Annotated in this window: 15 protein-coding genes; 7 read left to right on the top strand and 8 right to left on the bottom strand. The window is 75.7% G+C overall.

The window, feature by feature from the left end:
- Window positions 1–110 precede the first annotated feature (110 nt).
- Window positions 111–791, bottom strand: coding sequence for a helix-turn-helix transcriptional regulator (locus ACSU53_RS29275; RefSeq protein WP_437033473.1), 681 nt, complete (start codon window positions 789–791; stop codon window positions 111–113).
- 83 nt (window positions 792–874) lie between these two features.
- Between ACSU53_RS29275 and ACSU53_RS29270 the strand changes: the two genes are divergently transcribed.
- Window positions 875–1,306 carry a hypothetical protein gene (locus ACSU53_RS29270; RefSeq protein WP_437032621.1) on the top strand — a complete coding sequence of 144 codons (432 nt, stop codon included), beginning with the start codon at window positions 875–877 and terminating at the stop codon, window positions 1,304–1,306.
- A gap of 179 nt (window positions 1,307–1,485) precedes the next feature.
- Here ACSU53_RS29270 and ACSU53_RS29265 read toward each other — a convergent pair whose 3' ends face one another.
- Both ACSU53_RS29265 and ACSU53_RS29260 read right to left on the bottom strand, forming a co-directional pair.
- A complete protein-coding gene (locus ACSU53_RS29265) occupies window positions 1,486–2,367 on the bottom strand; it encodes a diacylglycerol/lipid kinase family protein (RefSeq protein WP_437032619.1) in 882 nt (293 codons plus the stop codon).
- A gap of 61 nt (window positions 2,368–2,428) precedes the next feature.
- Window positions 2,429–4,024, bottom strand: coding sequence for an FAD-binding oxidoreductase (locus ACSU53_RS29260; RefSeq protein WP_437032617.1), 1,596 nt, complete (start codon window positions 4,022–4,024; stop codon window positions 2,429–2,431).
- An 85-nt stretch (window positions 4,025–4,109) separates the two neighbouring features.
- Here ACSU53_RS29260 and ACSU53_RS29255 point away from each other — a divergent pair, with 85 nt between their 5' ends.
- Together ACSU53_RS29255 and ACSU53_RS29250 are read left to right on the top strand one after the other, a co-directional pair.
- Window positions 4,110–4,709 carry a TetR/AcrR family transcriptional regulator gene (locus ACSU53_RS29255; RefSeq protein WP_437032615.1) on the top strand — a complete coding sequence of 200 codons (600 nt, stop codon included), beginning with the start codon at window positions 4,110–4,112 and terminating at the stop codon, window positions 4,707–4,709.
- The gene (locus ACSU53_RS29250; RefSeq protein WP_437032614.1) at window positions 4,706–6,277 is read left to right on the top strand and encodes a glycerol-3-phosphate dehydrogenase/oxidase; all 1,572 of its coding nucleotides are present in this window, start codon (window positions 4,706–4,708) and stop codon (window positions 6,275–6,277) included. The genes ACSU53_RS29255 and ACSU53_RS29250 overlap by 4 nt, the downstream gene beginning before the upstream one ends.
- Before the next feature lie 172 nt (window positions 6,278–6,449).
- On the opposite strand, the gene ACSU53_RS29245 is transcribed toward ACSU53_RS29250, so the two are convergent.
- Both ACSU53_RS29245 and ACSU53_RS29240 read right to left on the bottom strand, forming a co-directional pair.
- Entirely contained in the window at window positions 6,450–8,513 is a 2,064-nt protein-coding gene (locus ACSU53_RS29245) for a galactose-binding domain-containing protein (RefSeq protein ID WP_437032611.1), read from the bottom strand.
- Between the two features lie 271 nt (window positions 8,514–8,784).
- Window positions 8,785–9,132, bottom strand: a complete 348-nt coding sequence (locus ACSU53_RS29240) for a hypothetical protein (RefSeq protein WP_437032609.1) — start codon at window positions 9,130–9,132, stop codon at window positions 8,785–8,787.
- A 494-nt stretch (window positions 9,133–9,626) separates the two neighbouring features.
- Between ACSU53_RS29240 and ACSU53_RS29235 the strand changes: the two genes are divergently transcribed.
- From ACSU53_RS29235 to ACSU53_RS29225, 3 genes are all read left to right on the top strand, one after another.
- Window positions 9,627–10,457 (top strand): PP2C family protein-serine/threonine phosphatase, encoded by an 831-nt coding sequence (locus ACSU53_RS29235; RefSeq protein ID WP_437032608.1) that lies wholly within the window; start codon window positions 9,627–9,629, stop codon window positions 10,455–10,457.
- A 49-nt stretch (window positions 10,458–10,506) separates the two neighbouring features.
- The gene (locus ACSU53_RS29230; protein ID WP_437032606.1) at window positions 10,507–11,601 is read left to right on the top strand and encodes an MASE1 domain-containing protein; all 1,095 of its coding nucleotides are present in this window, start codon (window positions 10,507–10,509) and stop codon (window positions 11,599–11,601) included.
- 90 nt (window positions 11,602–11,691) lie between these two features.
- Window positions 11,692–12,783, top strand: coding sequence for a hypothetical protein (locus ACSU53_RS29225; protein WP_437032605.1), 1,092 nt, complete (start codon window positions 11,692–11,694; stop codon window positions 12,781–12,783).
- Window positions 12,784–12,816: 33 nt separating this feature from the next.
- On the opposite strand, the gene ACSU53_RS29220 is transcribed toward ACSU53_RS29225, so the two are convergent.
- Both ACSU53_RS29220 and ACSU53_RS29215 read right to left on the bottom strand, forming a co-directional pair.
- Window positions 12,817–13,515, bottom strand: a complete 699-nt coding sequence (locus ACSU53_RS29220; protein ID WP_437032603.1) for a YoaK family protein — start codon at window positions 13,513–13,515, stop codon at window positions 12,817–12,819.
- 114 nt (window positions 13,516–13,629) lie between these two features.
- A complete protein-coding gene (locus ACSU53_RS29215; protein WP_437032601.1) occupies window positions 13,630–14,514 on the bottom strand; it encodes a L,D-transpeptidase family protein in 885 nt (294 codons plus the stop codon).
- A gap of 209 nt (window positions 14,515–14,723) precedes the next feature.
- On the opposite strand from ACSU53_RS29215, the gene ACSU53_RS29210 reads away from it, so the two are divergent.
- A complete protein-coding gene (locus tag ACSU53_RS29210; RefSeq protein ID WP_437032600.1) occupies window positions 14,724–15,479 on the top strand; it encodes a hypothetical protein in 756 nt (251 codons plus the stop codon).
- Between the two features lie 150 nt (window positions 15,480–15,629).
- Here ACSU53_RS29210 and ACSU53_RS29205 read toward each other — a convergent pair whose 3' ends face one another.
- Window positions 15,630–16,655, bottom strand: coding sequence for a hydroxyacid dehydrogenase (locus tag ACSU53_RS29205; RefSeq protein ID WP_437032598.1), 1,026 nt, complete (start codon window positions 16,653–16,655; stop codon window positions 15,630–15,632).
- Window positions 16,656–16,729 lie beyond the last annotated feature (74 nt).

Below are 16,729 nucleotides of genomic sequence, written 5' to 3'. Positions count from 1 at the left end.
CGCTCGCGCGCGGGGGGACGCCTCAAAGCGCGCCCTGGAACCGCGCGAACTCGGCGTCTGTGCCGACCCGTTGAGCTGTCGCGGGCCGGGAGGTCCAGGCTCGGCAGATACTAGGCGGCGGGCTCCAGGCGGACGCAGCAACGGCCCGTCTCGGGGTCCAGGCAGGCGGTGTAGCCGGTTTCGCGCAGTCCTTCCAGGATGCCGCCGAGCAGATGCAGGTTCATCCCGCACACCGTCCGGGTGTGCTCGCGGGCCAGGGCGTGGAAGGGACAGTTGCCCAGGACGACGCCGCCGTCCTCGCGCCGGGGCTCGAAGCCGTAGCGCTCCAGCACCCGCACCACGTCCGTCCCCGCGTCGTCCCCGCCGATGCGGGCCCCCAGTTCCCGCGCTTCGCGGTGCAGCACGTCGCGGACCGGTTCTCCGGTGGCGCCGGACTCCTCCACGGCACGGGCGAGGAGCCGTCCGGCCAGTTCGTAGCGCCGGTCGGGGAGGCTGACCGCGATCTGGCGCGCGGACCGCCGGTAGAGCTTCGCGGGCCGGCCGGCGCCGGGCCCGGTACGGCCGCTGCGGCGCTCGTAGACCACGTCGAGCAGCGACTCGTCGGCGAGCCGGTCGAGGTGGAAGGCGGCGGTCTGCCGGGCCAGCCCGAGGTCGGCCGCGGCCTCGTCCCGGCCGACCGGGTCCGGGCTGCGCACCACGTAGTCGTAGAGCCTCCGGCGGGTGGGTTCGCCGAGCGCGGCGATGGCGGAGACGTCCGGGTCGCGTCCTTCGTCCGTGTGGTCCACGAACACCAGTGTAAAACCCACGGCTCTTGACTAAAGAACGACCGGAGGTCTTCTATAAACAATGAACCTTGTAGATAGAAGGAGGGGCCATGGCCTCCACGACCACCAGCAAGAACACGGTCGGCACCCGGCGGGCACAGCTCGCCGACCCCGGCTACCAGGCGTACGTGATCCTGCGGACGGGCTTCACGGTGGCGCCGATCCTGTTCGGGCTGGACAAGTTCGCGAATCTGCTCGTCGACTGGCCCGGGTACCTCGCCCCGTGGATCGACGGCCTCGTGCCGGGCGACGCCCAGGCAGCCATGTACATGGTGGGAGTGATCGAGATCCTGGCCGGTGCCGTCGTGGCCGTGGCACCGCGTTTCGGGGGCTGGCTGGTCGCCGGCTGGCTGGCCGGCATCATCATCGACCTGCTGACCATCCCGGACCACTACGACGTCGCACTGCGGGACTTCGGGCTGCTGCTGGGCGCGGTCGCGCTCGCCCGGCTGGCGCAGCGCTACCACGGAACGGAGGCGTGAGGAGGCGACGGGAGCCCGCCGCGACGGGCGCGGGCGGAGGGTGCCCCGCACCATCCGCCCGTGTCCGCACGCGGAGGGCGGTGGGCGGCGCACGGCCTGCACCCTCCCCGCGTCCCCTCCCCTCCCCCCTTCCCCCTCCCCCTTCAGCCTCTCCCTTCAGCCTCTCCCCGGCCCTCCCCTCAGCCCAGCACGCGCAGGGCCCCGGGCAGGACCCGGGCGGTGACGGGGAGGACGGCCTCGACCTCGCCGTCGGTGCCGTAGGGGACCTCGCGGTCCGCCTCGATGCGGACCTCGCGCCCGCGCAGGACCCTCACCTGCGGGCGGTGGACGTGGGCCCCGGTCTCCAGCTCCTTCATCAGGGCGAAGAACAGCCGCCGGGGCGCCTCCTCGATCATCACGACGTCCAGCAGTCCGTCGTCGACGCGGGCGTCCGGTGCGATGAGACGACCGGAGCCGTAGTAGCCGGAGTTGGCGGCGACGACCGTGTAGCCGGTGTGCGCGTGCTCCACGCCGTCCACGGTCACGCGGTAGCGGGCCGCCCGCCAGGAGGCGACGGCGCGCAGCCCGCCGGCGTAGTACGAGGCCGCGCCGCGCAGCAGCCTGGAGCGGTTGGCGTACCGGTTCGCCAGGGCGTCGACGCCCGCGTAGACGCTGCCGAGGACCACCGTGCGTTCGTGGACGGCCGACGTCACCTCGACGGTGTCGACGGGCCGGGGCTCCCCCGTGAGCAGGATCCGCGCCAGCTCCCCGGGGTCGGTGGGCAGGCCGAGGGCCCGGGCGAAGTCGTTGCCCCGCCCGGCGGGCACCAGGCCGAGCGTGGCTCCCGTCCCGCTGAGGGCACCGCCGACGCACCCGGCGATGCCGTCCCCGCCGACGGCCAGGACCACCCGCCCCTGCTCCCCCGCCGCGCGGGCCACCTCGCCGGCGTGGACGAGGCTCCGGCTGTACTCGGTCCGCAGGTCGGCGCCCGCCTCCCGGAGCAGCCGCGCCAGGGCGATCAGCGAGGCGGCGCCGGTCGCACCGCCCGCGGTGGGGTTGACGACGGCGGTGAACTGTCGCATGGGGCTGCCTCCGGCGGGCCGAGGGGAGAGGGAGGAGGGGGCGGGGTCCGGCGCGGACGACTCAGTCACCGGCGGGCAGGAGCACGCCGGGGCTGAGCAGTCCGGCGGGGTCAAGGTGCCGCTTCACGGCGTCCAGGGCCCCGGCGCCGAGGGGGCCGATCTCGCGCAGATACCAGTCCCGGTGATCGGTGCCGACGCCGTGATGGTGGCTGATGGTGCCCCCGGCGGCGAGGATCGCCTCGTTGGCTGCGTGCTTGGCGCGCGTCCAGTGCGCCACCGCGTCGTCGCCCTGGGCGGAGACGACGGTGAAGTAGAGCGAGGCACCGTTCTCGTAGACGTGCGAGATGTGGCACATGACCAGGGGCGGGGTCCCGGCGGCGGTGAGGGTCCCGGTGAGCGCCTCACGGACGGCGGCGTACAGCTCGGGGATGCGGGACCAGAAGGTGGCGGTCTCCAGCGTCTCGGCGAACGCCCCGACGTCGAGGAGGGCGTCGCGCAGGTAGGGGGCCGAGTAGCGGCCGCCCTCCCAGCGCTGTCCGGGCTCCTCCCCCAGCGGCGTGCCGCCGTGGGCGCGCAGGACGGCGGCCGCGCCCTGCCTGCGGTGGGCGGTGTCCTCGGCGGTGCCCTCGTGGCCCACGACGGCGAGGCAGCCGGCCGACGACTCCTGCACGCCGGCGCCGATGGCGTCGGGCTGGGCGAGACCGATCAGGGTCTCGGTCTCGTCGGACAGGCGCAGCACCGTCGGGCGGGGTCCGTCCTGGGCGAGGTGGCGCAGTGCGGCGGCGCCCTCGTCGAAGGAGGCGAAGCGCCAGCCCTCGTAGACGCGGGTCTCGGGCAGCGGCCGGATGCGTACGGTGACCGCGGTGATGACGCCGAAGGCGCCCTCGGAGCCGAGCACGAGCTGACGCAGGTCGGGACCGGCGGCCGAGCGGGGGGCGCGGCCGGTGTCGAGGGTCCCCCTCGGTGTGGCGAGCGTCAGGGACAGCACCATCTCGTCGAAGCGGCCGTAGCCGGCGGAGGCCTGGCCGCTGGAGCGGGTGGCGGCGAATCCGCCGATGGTCGCCCACTCGTAGGACTGGGGGAAGTGGCCCAGGGTGAAGCCCTCGGCGGCGAGCAGCGCCTCGGCCTGCGGGGCCCGCAACCCGGCCTGGAGGGTCGCGGTGCGCGAGACGGGGTCGAGGCCGGTCAGCCGGTCCATGCGGCGCAGGTCGAGGGCGACGACGGGGCGCCGCCCGTCCGGGGCGAGACCGCCGACGACGGAGGTGCCGCCGCCGAACGGGACCAGGGCCAGGCCGTGTTCGGCGCAGGCCGCCAGCACCGCGAGGACCTCGTCGTGTCCGGCCGGGAGCAGCACGGCGGCGGGGAGGTCCCTGAGGTCGCCCTCGCGGATGCGCAGCAGGTCGGGAGTGGACTTGCCGCGGGTGTGGCGGATCCGGGTCTCCGGGTCGGTGCGCACGTGGTCCTCGCCCACGGCGTCGGCCAGGGCGCGGCGGGCGGCCGGGCCGAGCGGGGAGCCGGGGACCGTCAGGTCCTCCAGTGCGAGGGGTTCCCGGGCGTGGGGCTTGACGCCGAGCAGGTCGCGCAGCAGCCCGGTCACCGACTCCGGCAGCGGTGTCGCCCTGGCCGGGTCGCCCCAGCCACTCCACAACATGTCCATGACGGTCGTTCCTCACCGGTCGGTTCGAGCATCGAGAGCAGCGGTGCCGTCGCCGACGGCCTCCCATGGCGTTACACTGTTACACATGACGCCTATTCGTCACAACCGTTCGGACAACGACGCCGTCCTCGACGCCGTGCGCGACTGCGTGATGGCCGTCGGCGTGCGGCGCACCACGATGACCGACGTGGCCCGCCGCGCCGGGGTCTCCCGGATGACGCTGTACCGGCGGTGGCCGGACGTGCGGTCCCTGGTGGGCGACCTGATGACCCGTGAGTGGGTCGACGTCGCCACCGGCGTGGTCCCCGAGCCGCGCGCGGACGTGCCGGCCCGGGCGCGGATGGTCGACGGACTGGTGGCCGGGGTGCGCGCCTTCGGGGAGCACCCGCTGTTCCGCAAGATCGTGGACGTCGACCCGGAACTGCTGCTGCCCTACGTGCTGGACCGCCGCGGTGCCAGCCAGGAGGCCCTGCTGGGCCTCCTGGCCGACGACCTGCGCGCAGGGCACGCCGACGGGTCGGTGCGCGCCGGGAACCCCGGACTGCAGGCCCGTGCACTGCTGTTGGTCGTCCAGTCGTTCGCCCTGTCCCTGCGCACCATGACCGACGAGGACGACCCCGGCCTCGGCGCCGAGGCACTCCTCGCGGAGCTGCGCGACATCCTGGAGAGGACCCTCACCCCATGAACGTCCCCAGCGGCCCGTCCCCCGGCTCCTCCCTCTCGGCCCGCCGCCGCGCCGACGACCTCGCCCGGACCGTGGGCGGCCCCACCGTCGACGTGCTGGTCGTCGGGCTCGGCGCCACCGGCGCGGGCGTCGCGCTGGACGCCGCCGCGCGCGGCCTGAGCGTGGCCGCCGTCGACGCCCACGACCTCGCCTTCGGCACCTCCCGCTTCAGCAGCAAGCTCATCCACGGCGGGCTGCGCTACCTGGCCTCCGGCCAGCTCGACGTGGCCCATGAGAGCGCGGTGGAGCGCGGGGTGCTGATGGAGCGCACCGCCCCCCACCTGGTGCGCGCCCAGCCGTTCGTGCTGCCGCTGACCCCGCTGGTGCCGCACCGTCAGGCGGCCCTGGCGCGGGCCGGGTTCCGGGCGGGCGACACCCTGCGGCTGGCCGCCCGCACCGCGCGCGCCACGCTCCCCCCGCCGCGCCGGCTCTCCGCGGTGGAGGCCCGCCATCTGGCTCCCGCCCTGCGCGCCGACGGTCTGCGCGGCGGTCTGCTGTCCTGGGACGGCCGGCTCACCGACGACGCCCGCCTGGTGACCGCCCTCGCCCGCACCGCCGCCGCACACGGAGCCGTCGTCCTGACCCGGGTCAGGGCACTGTCCCTGACCGGCTCGGGGGCCCGGGTGCGCGACGAACTCACCGGCGAGGAGGGCGAGATCCGCGCCCGGGCGGTGATCAACGCCTCCGGCGTCTGGGCGGACGGCCTCGTCGACGGCCTGAGCATCCGGCCCTCGCGCGGCACCCACCTCGTCCTGCGCCCGGACTGCCTCGGCCCGCTCCCCGCGGGGCTGCACATCCCGATCCCCGGGGAGTCCAACCGCTTCGTCCTGGTCCTGCCCCAGGACGACGGCCGGGTCTACGTCGGCCTCACCGACGAGCCGGTGGAGGGGGCCGTCCCGGACGTCGCCGAGGCGCCCGAGTCGGACATCGGCTTCCTGCTCGACGTCCTGGGCTCCGTCGTGGACGTCCCGGTGCACAGGGACGACGTCGTGGGCGCCTTCGCCGGCCTGCGGCCGCTGCTGGACACCGGCGGCGGCCCGGCGGCCCGGACGGCCGACATCTCGCGGCGGCACGCGGTGCTCACCTCGTCCGAGGGCGTGGTCACCGTCGTGGGCGGCAAGCTGACCACCTACCGGCGGATGGCGCAGGACGCCGTCGACGCCGCCGTGCGCGTCCGCCGGCTGCCGGCGGGCCCGTCCGGCACGGCCGCGCTCCCGCTGGTGGGCGCCGCCTCGCCGCGCACCCTGGCGGCCCTGCCCGCGCCGCGCCGCCTGGTGCAGCGCTACGGCACGGAGGCACCGGCGGTCCACGCGCTGGGCGCGCACGACCCCCGGCTCCGCGCACGCGTGGTGGCCTCCCACCCGGTCACCGGCGCCGAACTGCTGTGGGCGCTGCGCCACGAGGGCGCCCTCGACGAGGCGGACCTGCTCGACCGCCGGACCCGCATCGGACTGGTGCCCGAGGACCGCGCCGAGGCCCTGGACGCGGTGCGGGACCTGCTGGACGCGGAGGCCGCCCACCGGGCGTGACCCGGAGCCCGACGGCTTCCGGGCCGGACGGGAGCCGTCCCGCGGTCCGGGCCGCCGGGGACCGGGCGGGCCGCCCGCCCGGCGGCCGTGGCCCGTGCGGGCCGCACCGCCTCCGGCGGTCTCCGGCCGCCCGTGCCCGGACGGTCCGGAGGCGGGACGCGGCGGTGCGGCGTCAGCCGGCGTGCACGCCGACCTCGTACAGCGAATAGCCCCACTGGGTGCCCCGGGCCTGGCCCACCACCCTCACGTAGCGGGCACGCTGGGCCTCGAACCGGGCCGTGTCCAGGCCGCCGTCACCGGACGTGGTGGACCAGACGGTGCGCCAGTCGGTGCCGTCCGGGGACAGCTCGATGCGGTAGGCACGGGCGTAGGCCCGCTCCCAGTCGAGCGTGACGCGCCCGACCCGCCGGGACTCGCCCAGGTCGATGCGCAGCCACTGGCCGTCGCTCCAGTCGCTGGCCCAGCGGGTGCCCCGGTCGCCGTCCACGGCGCGTCCCGCCGCGTAGCTGGTGAAGGGGTTCCACTCGGACGAGGAGGCCGTGGCGGACGCGCCCTCGGCGAGGTTCACCCCCGCCCGGTGGGCCTCGGAGGCGCCCCAGGTGGTGAGGTAGGACTCCGCGCCGCGGAACAGGTCGTCGACCACGTCCTGGCCGCCCACCCGCCGGATGTCCTCGATCCAGTCCGGCACCAGCCCGTAGTGCGCGGCTCCGTCGGTGTTCAGGTCCCAGGTGCGCTCGCCGGTGGTCTGCCGGTCGAGGACCGACCCGCCGTCCGCGCTGCGGAAGGGGTAGGTGACGGGGTCGGGCGCGTCGGCGCCCCGGGGCGCGGGCCAGCCGCCGACGCCGTTCATGTCGGTGCCGTAGCCGTAGCCGACGCCGTGCTTCTCGCGCAGCGCCCCGGTCCGCCCGGCCTCGGCGACGAAGCTCTCCGAGCCGTGCATGTACTGGGCGACGAAGCCGCCGAGTCCGTAGACGCGGTCGGTCCAGTCGAGGTCCATCCAGCTGTGCGAGGAGATGACGCCCGGGTAGGACTCGGCCTCCAGGATGTCGAGGACCCGGCCGGTGGCCTTGACGCTCATGTGGTCGATCTCGAGCATCATGTTGCGCTTCATCATGCCGCGCACCGCGTACTCACCGAGGTCGGTGAGCCCCCGGACGTTGCACTGGGCGTCCGCGTCGTAGCGGGGCAGTTCCACGCCGTCGGGGAGCTTCTGCTCCGCCCCGGGCGCGGCGGTCAGGCCGATGGGGTTGTCGTGCTGGGGGCCGGTGCACTTCTCGGTGCGCCAGAAGGTGCCGGTCGACAGGAACTGGCCGACGTTGATGGCGGTGCCGAGCGCGCCCGAGTCGAAGCGCACCCCGCACAACGCGTTGTCGAACTTGTGGCACAGGAACATGCTGCGCACACCGAGGTCGTACAGCTCGTCCAGCCCGGCGTCGATGTCGGCCCGGTCGCACTGCGCGATGTCCAGGACCTGCTTGCAGCCGAACGGCTCGGAGGTCTCCACCCCCAGCACCACGGCCAGCTTGCCCTGCTCGACGACCCGGCGGGCCTGCGCGCTGTCGGTGACGACGCGGAACCAGCCCTTGCCCGGGCCGCCGTACATCCGGTCGACGTAGTCCTGCATGTCGTAGGTCAGCTTCGCCTGCAGCCGGATGGAGGTCATCTCGTCGCAGCTGCGGTCCTTGAAGAAGTAGACGGAGCAGATCACGCCGTTGGTGACCAGGTCGTTCACCATCACGCGCTGTCCGCCGCGCCAGGCGCGCTCGATCCACGCGTAGTAGTTCTGCTGGTGGGTCAGGGAGTCATGGGCCGGCCAGTCCCGGAAGGTGGGCCAGCCGTCGGGGTCGTGCCGGCCGTCACCGCCGTTGGTGATGAAGTCGAAGACGGCGAGCGAACCGTCGGGGTAGTGCTCGGGACAGTCCTTGAGCGCGTCCGCGATGCCCCGGTCGGAGAAGGGCTTGCCGCAGATGAGCCGGCCGCCGAACGCCTCGTTGGACATGACGTGGTTGTGCGCGTCGACGAACCCGCGGACTTCTCCGGCGGAGTTGGTGCCCCGGAACGGCTCGCCCGTGACGCCGATCCCCGAGTCCGGGGACGGGCGCGCGGCCGGGTCCCACCAGTCGCCGTCCGCGGCGGAGCTCGGTGTGGGACCGAGGGCGGCGGCCAGGACGAGCAGGATCAGGGACAGGAAGGCGAAGGGCCGGCGTCTGCCGGTGGAGCGTCGAACGATGGTCACGGCCACGTCCCTCCGTCGGCGGTCGGCACGGCCGGTCGACCGGCGGGCACGCCCGGGGTTGTCATGACCGCGCTCAGTTAGGCCGAATATCGCTACTGCCGCGTAAGGAGTCAAGGGCCCGGGACGGGCGGGATGCACGAGCCGGCCGGCCGGCGCACCGGGGACGCGGCCTGCCCGGCCCCGCCGGCCCGGCCGGGCGCACGGAACACGGCTCGTGACGGGCCCGGAGGCGGCCCGCCCGACGGCTCCGGAGCGGGCGGGACCCGACGCGCTACTCCCCCGCCTCCGCCGCGTAGTGCAGGGAGATGGAGCGCAGCACGTCGGTGGCGGACACGTCGGTGCGCCCCGCGTCGTGGACCTCGGCGAGCTGGACGAAGGCGAAGGCCAGCGCGGAGGTGATCTGCACGATGGCCGGCCCCAGCTTCGCGGTGACGATGTCGGCCACCTCGCGGGCGTCGGCGTCGGCCGGGAGCTCGATGTGCGGCAGCATCTCCTCCAACATCCGGGAGACGGCACCGCTGTTGGTGACCGAGTCCGGATCGGCCCGCAGCTGCCGCCGCATCTCCAGGGCCTCGGTGAGGATGCCGACGCCCCGCTGCATGAACTCCCGCTGTTCCATGCGCACAGCCTAGACAGCCGCACCGGTTCCCCCCAGGGTGCGGCCGGTCCCGGCCGTCCCGCCCATCTCACCCGGCGGCCCGCCCGAGGGCGCGCGCCGGAGGACGGCCCGGGTGACGCCCCGGGCGCACCGCGGGCGGGGCCGCGCCCCGCCACGCCCGGAGGCGGGCCGTTCACGAGACCTGGCGCGCCGCCGGCACCGGACGACCGCGCCCTGCCGCACCCGTCCGGCCCTGCCCGCCCGACGCTCCCGTCCGCCCCTCCCGCCCGGCCACGGCACGTCCCGCCGGGGCCCTCGCCGCAGGGCGGGGGCGGGGTGCCGTCGTCCGGGACGGGCGCCGTCGCCCCGGTGCCCGTCCCGGCGCAGGGGGCACAGGGACGGACTGGCTCGCCCCGGCGGGATGCGATTATGCTCCTTTCACCCCTTGTGCACGCTTTCGCCCGGAGGGCGATCACCGGTATCACCGTCCTCGGCCCCGAGTGAGTGAGTGATCCATGTCCCGTACCGGCCCCGCGGACGACGGCGACGAGCTGCTGACCCGACTCGGCAGGCTGACGGCACAGGCCCGCGCGCACGCCGAGGAGCAGCGGTCCCGGGTGGAGCTGGCCGTCGCCCTGCAGCGCGGCATGCTGCCGCGGGACCTGCCGGCCGCCCCGGGGGTGCGGCTGGCCGTGCGCTACGCACCGGCCTACCAGGGCCTGAACGTCGGCGGCGACTGGTACGACGCCTTCCCGATGACCGACGGCCGCATCGCCCTGTCCATCGGGGACGTGCAGGGGCACAACGTCGAGGCGGCGGCCTTCATGGGCCAGGTCCGCGTCGGCCTGCGCGCCCTCGCCTCCGTCACCGGGGAGCCGGGGGAACTGCTCGCCCGCACCAACGATCTGCTGCTGTCGCTGAACTCCCCGCTCTTCGCCACCTGCACGTTCCTGCGCCTCGACCCCGCGAGCGGGCTGCTGGAGAGCGCGCGGGCCGGTCATCTGCCCGCCGTGTGGGCCACGGCGGACGGCCGGTCGGGCGTCACCGAGGACGAAGGGGGCCCTCCGCTCGGTATCCAGCCGGGCGCGTCGTTCCCCGTCACCCGCCACCGGCTGACCACCGGCGGGGTGTTCGTGCTGCTCACCGACGGCGTGGTGGAGGGGCCGTCGATGCCGCTCGACGAGGGGCTGGAGCAGGTGGTGCGGCTGGCGGGCGTCGCGGCCGTCGCCGGCATGGACGCGGACGCGCTGGCCGCCGCCGTGATCAAGGGCGCGGAACTGGTGGGCCATGACGACGACGCCGCGGTGCTGGTCCTCGGACACGACCCGCCGGCCGCGCCGCCATAGGGCGGGGCCCCGCGGTCCCGCCTCGCAGACGGGGCGGCGCCGGTGTCTCATGTCTGGTGTGACGACCAGCCTGGATCCGCGGGCAGCCGCCGTCTTCACGGTACGGACGCTGGCGATCGCCGCCTGCTACTACGCCGCGGGACGGCTGGGGCTGCTGCGCGAACTGGTCATCCACGACTCGGTCGTCACGCCGATCTGGCCCCCCACCGGTGTCGCGACGGCCGCGCTCCTGGTCCACGGGCTGTGGGCCTGGCCGGGCATCGCGCTCGGCGCGTTCGGCATCATCCTCTCCCTCACCACCTCCCCGGAGCTCTCCGCCCTCGGCCTGGTGGCGGGCAACACCGCGGCCCCGGTGTGCGGGTACCTGATGCTGCGCCGGGTGGGCTTCCGCACCGACCTCGCCCGGCTGCGGGACGGGTTGGCCCTGGTCTTCCTGGGCGCGTTCGGCGCCATGCTGATCAGCTCCGGCACCGGGGCCGGCCTGCTGGCCGCGACGGCCGGCACCGGCGGGCGGGACTTCTGGCCGCTGTGGCTGTCGTGGTGGGTGGGCGACGCGATGGGGGTGCTGATCGTCACCCCGGTCCTGCTGCTCCTGCGCCGGCTGCACCAGCACCTGCGGCGTCCGTGGCCCGCGGGCCGGTGGAGGGAGGCCGTGGTGCTGGCGCTCGTCGCGGGCTGCCTGGTGCCGGTCGCCACGCACAGTCCCGCCAGTCTGCTGTTCCTGGTGTACCCGCTGGTGATCTGGGCGGCCCTGCGCTTCCAGCTGGCGGGCAGCATGCTGTGCGTCCTGCTGGCCTCCGTCATGGCCACCATCGCCGCGACGGACGGCACCGGCCCGTTCCGGGGCATGGGCCGCGTCGAGGTGATGCTGAACCTCCAGGCGTTCAACGGGGCGATCGCCCTGACCGCCCTGCTGCTGTCGGCGGTCATCACCGAGCAGCACAACACCAGACGCTCGGTGGAACGCGCCTGCCAGGAGCTGATGGAGGTGCTGGAGCACCTCACCGCCGGGGACACCGCCCCCGCCCGGCCCGCCGAGCGACTCCCGGACCTCCCGCCACCCGGCCGTCGTCCGCTCCCCGACGGCCGTCCCCCCGCAGGTCCGCCACCCGACCGGCCGCCGCCCGGCCGCGACACCGCCTGAGACCCCGCCGGGCGTCCTGCCCGCGGCGGGGCGAACCGTCACCGGTGGCGGCCCGCCGCGCCCTGATTAGGGTGAGGGGAGGGGCAGAGCGTGAGCGAGGTTCCCATGACCGGTTCGCACACCCCCGGCGTCGCCGAAGGCGCCATGGGGCACGGCTACGCCCGGCACTCCCGCGTGCAGCACAGTGCCGCCGACCACGGGATGCCCCTGCTGGAGCGGGCCCTGGACGCGGTGGTCCTGCCGCGCGACGGCTCCCCGTTCCGCGTCGCCGACCTGGGTGCCGCGGCCGGGACCAACTCGCTGGCCCCCCTGCGCGCCGTGGTCGAGGGCGTCCGGTCGCGCACCGGCGCCCGCACCCCCGTGACGGTGGTCCACACCGACATCCCGGCGAACGACTTCAACGCTCTGTTCGACACCCTCACCGGCTCCCCGGACTCCTACGCCCGCGAGCCCGACGTCCACGCCTGCGCCCAGGCCCGCTCCTTCTACGAGCCGCTCTTCCCGACCGCGGAACTCCACCTGGCGTGGAGCGCGATCGCGGTGCACTGGCTGTCCCGGGTGCCCGGTCCCGTCCTGGGCCACGTCTTCAGCTCCCGGGCCACCGGCGCGGCGCGCGAGGCCCTGCGGCAGCAGTCCCGGCAGGACTGGGAGGCGTTCCTGACCCACCGGGCGCGGGAGCTGCGGTCCGGCGGTCAGCTCGTCGTGCTGGGCGGTGCGTCCGCCGACGACGGCACCAGCGGCGCCGAGGGCCTGATGGACGCCGCCGACGCCGTACTGGGCGACCTGGCACGGCAGGGGCTGATCACGACCGCCGAGCACGCCCGCATGACGATCCCCACCTGGAACCGCACCGCGCAGGAGTTCCTCGCCCCGCTGGGCACGGAGCCGCTGGCGGAGGTGCTCCGCGTGGAGGAGCACGAGCTGGTGACCCTGCCCGATCCGCACCTGGAGCGCTACCAGGAGACCGGGGACGCGCCGGCCTTCGCCGAGGGGGTGACGCAGTTCTTCCGGGCCGCCTTCGAACCGTCCCTGTTCAGCGCGCTCGGCCCGGAGCGCTCCGAGGCGGAGGTGTCCGCCGCGGCCGGGGCGTTCGCCGAGGGCCTGCGCGCCAGGGCCGCCGCGGACCCCCGGGCGGTCGAGACCCACTGGCACGTGCTGCTGCTGCGCCTCACCCGCCGGTGACCGGGCGGGGCGGCCGGACGGCGACGGTCCCGCTCAGGCGCCGGACCGCCGCCGCGACGCCGGACTGGCGACGTAGGCGCCCATCCCGCCCAGTACGCCGGCGGCGGCCACCAGCAGGGCCACCGAGAGACCGAGCCGGAGCAGCAGGGTGCCGATCGCCGCGCCGACGACGACGGCCAGCAGCCCTGCCGCCCGGTACCGCTGCAGCTCGCCCCCGCCGCCCCCGCCCACCGGAGAGGTCCGGATCAGGGTGACCAGGGTGCCGGTGACGAGGGTGGTGTTGAGCACCGCCCCCAGCCGCCACATCGTGGCGCTGCGCAGTCCCATCGCCATCGCCGTCAGGGCGATGACCACGAGGTGCCGCGGCACCGGATCGCGTTGCTCGACCAGGCCCAGGCCGAGAGCGGTGACGGCCGCCGCGACCAGCAGGCAGGCCGCGGTGCTCGCCGAGGTGAACAGCCACAGGCGGTACCGGTCGGCCGCCATGGCGGCGCCCAGCCGGCTGCCGACCACGGCACCGGCGGCGAACGCGGCGACCGCCGTGCCGGAACCGAGCGGTTCCAGGCCCTCTCCCCCGGCGGCCGCGAAGCCGAGGAAGAGGAGGTTGCCGGTCATGAACGCGGTGAAGATCTGTCCCAGGCCGAGGAAGGCGACGGCGTCGACGATGGCGGTGACCGCGGTCACCGCGACGAGCGACCTCGGCAGCGGGTCGGAGGGGGCGCGCGGGGGCATGTGCCCAAGATCGACGACGCCGGGGGTCCGCCGGGCCGCACGGCGGCGGGGGCCCGCCGTGCCCACCCGAACGGACCAGGGTGTCCGCCGTACGGGGGCACCCGCGGCCGCACGTCACCGCAGCAGCGAGGCGGCGTCCCCCATGACGACGACGGGGTGCTGGTCCGGGTCGAGGACCCGCAGCAGCTCCTTCATGTGCTCCTCGCCCAGGCTCACGCACCCCTGGGTGGGGCCGTCGTGGTCGACGTGCAGCCAGACCCCGCCGCCCCGGTCGGCGCCGAGCGGGCGGGTGCGGTCCAGCGGGGAGGTGCCCGGCTCCCGGTTGTAGTCGATCGCGATGACGTAGTCGAACGACCCCTCCAGCGGCTCGCCCTCGAACCCGGTGCCGCTGATGGCGAAGCGGGGGGACTCGTCGTACGGCAGACGGGTGCCGGGGTCGGGCAGGAGCCCTCCGGCGTCGCTCAGGGTGAACACGCCGATGGGGGACCGGAGATCGCCCATGCGGTGGTCGTCGGTCCAGCCCCGCAGGGCGTTGTGGGCGGGCCAGGCCGGTCCCGCCCGCCATCCGCGGGCGGTCCGCCGGTGCAGCACCACCTCGGAGCGCGAGGAGTCCTTGCCCCGGCCGGTCACGACGACGACCTGCCGGGTGTCCCCGGGGATCTGCGCCAGGGCCTGCGGTCCCAGCCCGGGCAGCCGGGAGGGGTCCGGGGCGGGTGCCGCGGCACCCGCCCCGCCGGGGGCGCCGGCCGCGGGGGCCACGGAGGGCGGGGCGGCCGGCGCCGGGCCGGAGGCCGCCGCGCCCCCCGTCGGCGTGGCACCCGGGGCCGGGCCGGCGGGGGCACCGCATCCGGCCAGGACCGCTGTCACGACGAGGGCGACGGCCGCCGACGGCAGGCGGCGGCGCGCGCGGACGCGGACCGTGGCCGGCGGCCGCCCGGTCCGGGCCGGAGGCCGGTGCCCCCGGCGGTCGCGCGGGGGACGCTCGATCGATGAAGCCATGGGGTCAGCCTGACTTCGGCACGCCGGAATCCCGCGGTTCGGCGCGCGGGTCCGCGGCCGGTGCCCCGACCGGAGCAACACCCCCTCCCTGGGGGGAACATCCGTTCCGCGCACCCCGTACGGGGCGGTGACCACCCGGAACAGCCCCCGGTCCCGGCCGCCGGCCGTACCATGACCGGCTACCAGGACCCCGAGGGAGGGACACCGCCATGTCCGAGACCACCGCCGCCACGGACCTCACGTCCCAGTACACCGCCCAGGTGGCGAGCGACCTGGAGCGCAACATCACGGAGCAGGAACGTATCAGCGGGGACATCGCCGCACTGCAGCAACAGTTGACGGCGCTTCAGCACGATCACGCCGTCCTGCTGAGCGTGCGCCGGGCCCTGGGGGCGGCCCCGGCGCCCGCGGCCCCCGCCGAGCCGTCGGAGGCGAAGGGGGCGAAGGAGGCGAAGGGGGCGAAGGGGGCGAGGACTGCCGAGGAGACGAAGGAGGCCAAGGAGGCCAAGGAGGCCAAGGAAGGGGACGCGGCCGCGTCCGTCCCGGCCCCACGCCGCAAGCGAGCGGCCGCCCGGCAGGGCGCCGCGCAGCCGCAGCGGGACCGGAAGAGCACGTCCGCGACGCGCCGCACGACGGGGCGCAAGGGCTCCGGTACGTCGGCCGGGGGCGCCACGGCGGGCCGGGCGGCCGCACGTCCGGCGGGGCGGGCGAAGAAGGCGGCCGACGGCCCGAAGCTGGTCGAACTCGTCCAGGCGCACCTGGCCGGCCAGGCGGAACCGCGGTCGGCGGCGGAGATCGCCGAGGCGCTCGGCACGGCCCGTCCCGGACGCACCGTCAAGACCACGGTGGTGCGCAGCACGCTCGAGGGGCTCGTCGCGCGCAACCGGGCCCAGCGCAGCAAGCAGGGCTCGTCGGTCTTCTACAGCGCGCCGGACACCCCGCGGGACGGGGACGGCGCGTCCTGACCCTGGACGGGCCCGCGGTTCACCCACCGAAGCGGCGTTCCCGTCCGGCCGCCCGCCGGCGGCCCCCGCGCCCGGGTGCGCGCCGGGCCGGCGCGAGCGCGCGCCACACCGCCGCCCCGTTTCCTTCCGGGACAGACCGGCGCGCGCCGTTCAGGCGAGGAAGGCCAGGTCCTCGCGCCGCACCGGGTGCCGGAAGCCGGCACCGGCCGCCCACCGTCCGGCCTCGGCGACCGCGAGATCCGCCAGGCGGCGCCACTCGTTGCCCGCGGCGCCGGCGACGTGCGGCGTGATGAGGACGTTGTCGCACTCCCAGAGCGGATGGCCCGGCGGCAGCGGCTCGGGGTCAGTCACGTCCAGCACCGCGCGGATCCGCCCGGCGACCGCGGCCCCGGTCAGCGCCTCCTGGTCAATGACGGCGCCGCGCGCGGTGTTCACCAGCACGGCGCCGGGCCGCATCGCGGCGATGAGTTCCCGGCTCACCAGCCCACGGGTCGCGGGCAGCAGCGGGGTGTGGACGCTGACGGTGTCGCAGGACCGGAACAGCTCGTGCGCCTCCACCCGTCGCACGCCGAGGGCGCGGGCCTCGTCGTCGCCGACGTACGGGTCGTGGAGCAGCACCTCGACGTCGTGGGAGCGCAGCAGGGCGATGACCCGGCGGCCGACGAGGGAGGCCGAGAGGATGCCGACCGTGCGGCGGTGGTTGCCCGTGGAACGCGGGGTGCGCAGGCCGTCCGGGAGGGTGCGGGAGGCCCGGTAGGCGCGGGCGGACTCCAGGACGTGCTTGCCGGTGAGCAGGATCATGGCGAGCGTGTACTCGGCGACCGGCACCGCGTTGGCCGCGGCGGCGGAGGACACCGCGATGCCGCGTTCCCAGCAGGCGTCGGTGACGTGGCCGCGCACGCTTCCCGCCGTGTGCACGACGGCCCGCAGCCGGGGCGCCGACCGCAGCACGGCGGCGTCCAGCGGCGGGCAGCCCCAGCCGGTGACGAGCAGTTCGGTGTCGGCGAGCAGCGTGCGCGCCCTGGGGGTGGTCAGGTCGTCCAGGGCCGGGGGCGGGGCGAGGTCGCAGACGCGGGCGAGTGCCGCGAGCGACTCGGCGTCGAGGACGGCGGCGGCCGCGTCCAGGGACATGGCCAGGGCGGTGCGCGGCCGGCGGCCGGGGGGCGACTCGGTCATGGCGCCGACCCCACCGCGCCGGACGGCGCCCGGTCAAGGGGCGCCCCGCCACCGGCCCCGGCGCGCGGGCCCCG

The sequence above is a fragment of the Streptomyces sp. enrichment culture genome, assembly GCF_964273255.1.
Classification (GTDB): domain Bacteria; phylum Actinomycetota; class Actinomycetes; order Streptomycetales; family Streptomycetaceae; genus Streptomyces.
The sequence above is the reverse complement of the archived record's forward strand: the minus strand, read 5'-3'. Positions and strand labels throughout refer to the sequence as shown.

Excerpts from the sequence above, each read along its gene's own strand:
- ACSU53_RS29270 (WP_437032621.1), top strand. The coding sequence starts at position 875 with ATGGCCTCCACGACCACCAGCAAGAACACGGTCGGCACCCGGCGGGCA.
- ACSU53_RS29265 (WP_437032619.1), bottom strand. The coding sequence starts at position 2,367 with ATGCGACAGTTCACCGCCGTCGTCAACCCCACCGCGGGCGGTGCGACC.
- ACSU53_RS29260 (WP_437032617.1), bottom strand. The coding sequence starts at position 4,024 with ATGGACATGTTGTGGAGTGGCTGGGGCGACCCGGCCAGGGCGACACCG.
- ACSU53_RS29255 (WP_437032615.1), top strand. The coding sequence starts at position 4,110 with ATGACGCCTATTCGTCACAACCGTTCGGACAACGACGCCGTCCTCGAC.
- ACSU53_RS29250 (WP_437032614.1), top strand. The coding sequence starts at position 4,706 with ATGAACGTCCCCAGCGGCCCGTCCCCCGGCTCCTCCCTCTCGGCCCGC.
- ACSU53_RS29240 (WP_437032609.1), bottom strand. The coding sequence starts at position 9,132 with ATGGAACAGCGGGAGTTCATGCAGCGGGGCGTCGGCATCCTCACCGAG.
- ACSU53_RS29235 (WP_437032608.1), top strand. The coding sequence starts at position 9,627 with ATGTCCCGTACCGGCCCCGCGGACGACGGCGACGAGCTGCTGACCCGA.
- ACSU53_RS29230 (WP_437032606.1), top strand. The coding sequence starts at position 10,507 with ATGTCTGGTGTGACGACCAGCCTGGATCCGCGGGCAGCCGCCGTCTTC.
- ACSU53_RS29220 (WP_437032603.1), bottom strand. The coding sequence starts at position 13,515 with ATGCCCCCGCGCGCCCCCTCCGACCCGCTGCCGAGGTCGCTCGTCGCG.
- ACSU53_RS29215 (WP_437032601.1), bottom strand. The coding sequence starts at position 14,514 with ATGGCTTCATCGATCGAGCGTCCCCCGCGCGACCGCCGGGGGCACCGG.
- ACSU53_RS29210 (WP_437032600.1), top strand. The coding sequence starts at position 14,724 with ATGTCCGAGACCACCGCCGCCACGGACCTCACGTCCCAGTACACCGCC.
- ACSU53_RS29205 (WP_437032598.1), bottom strand. The coding sequence starts at position 16,655 with ATGACCGAGTCGCCCCCCGGCCGCCGGCCGCGCACCGCCCTGGCCATG.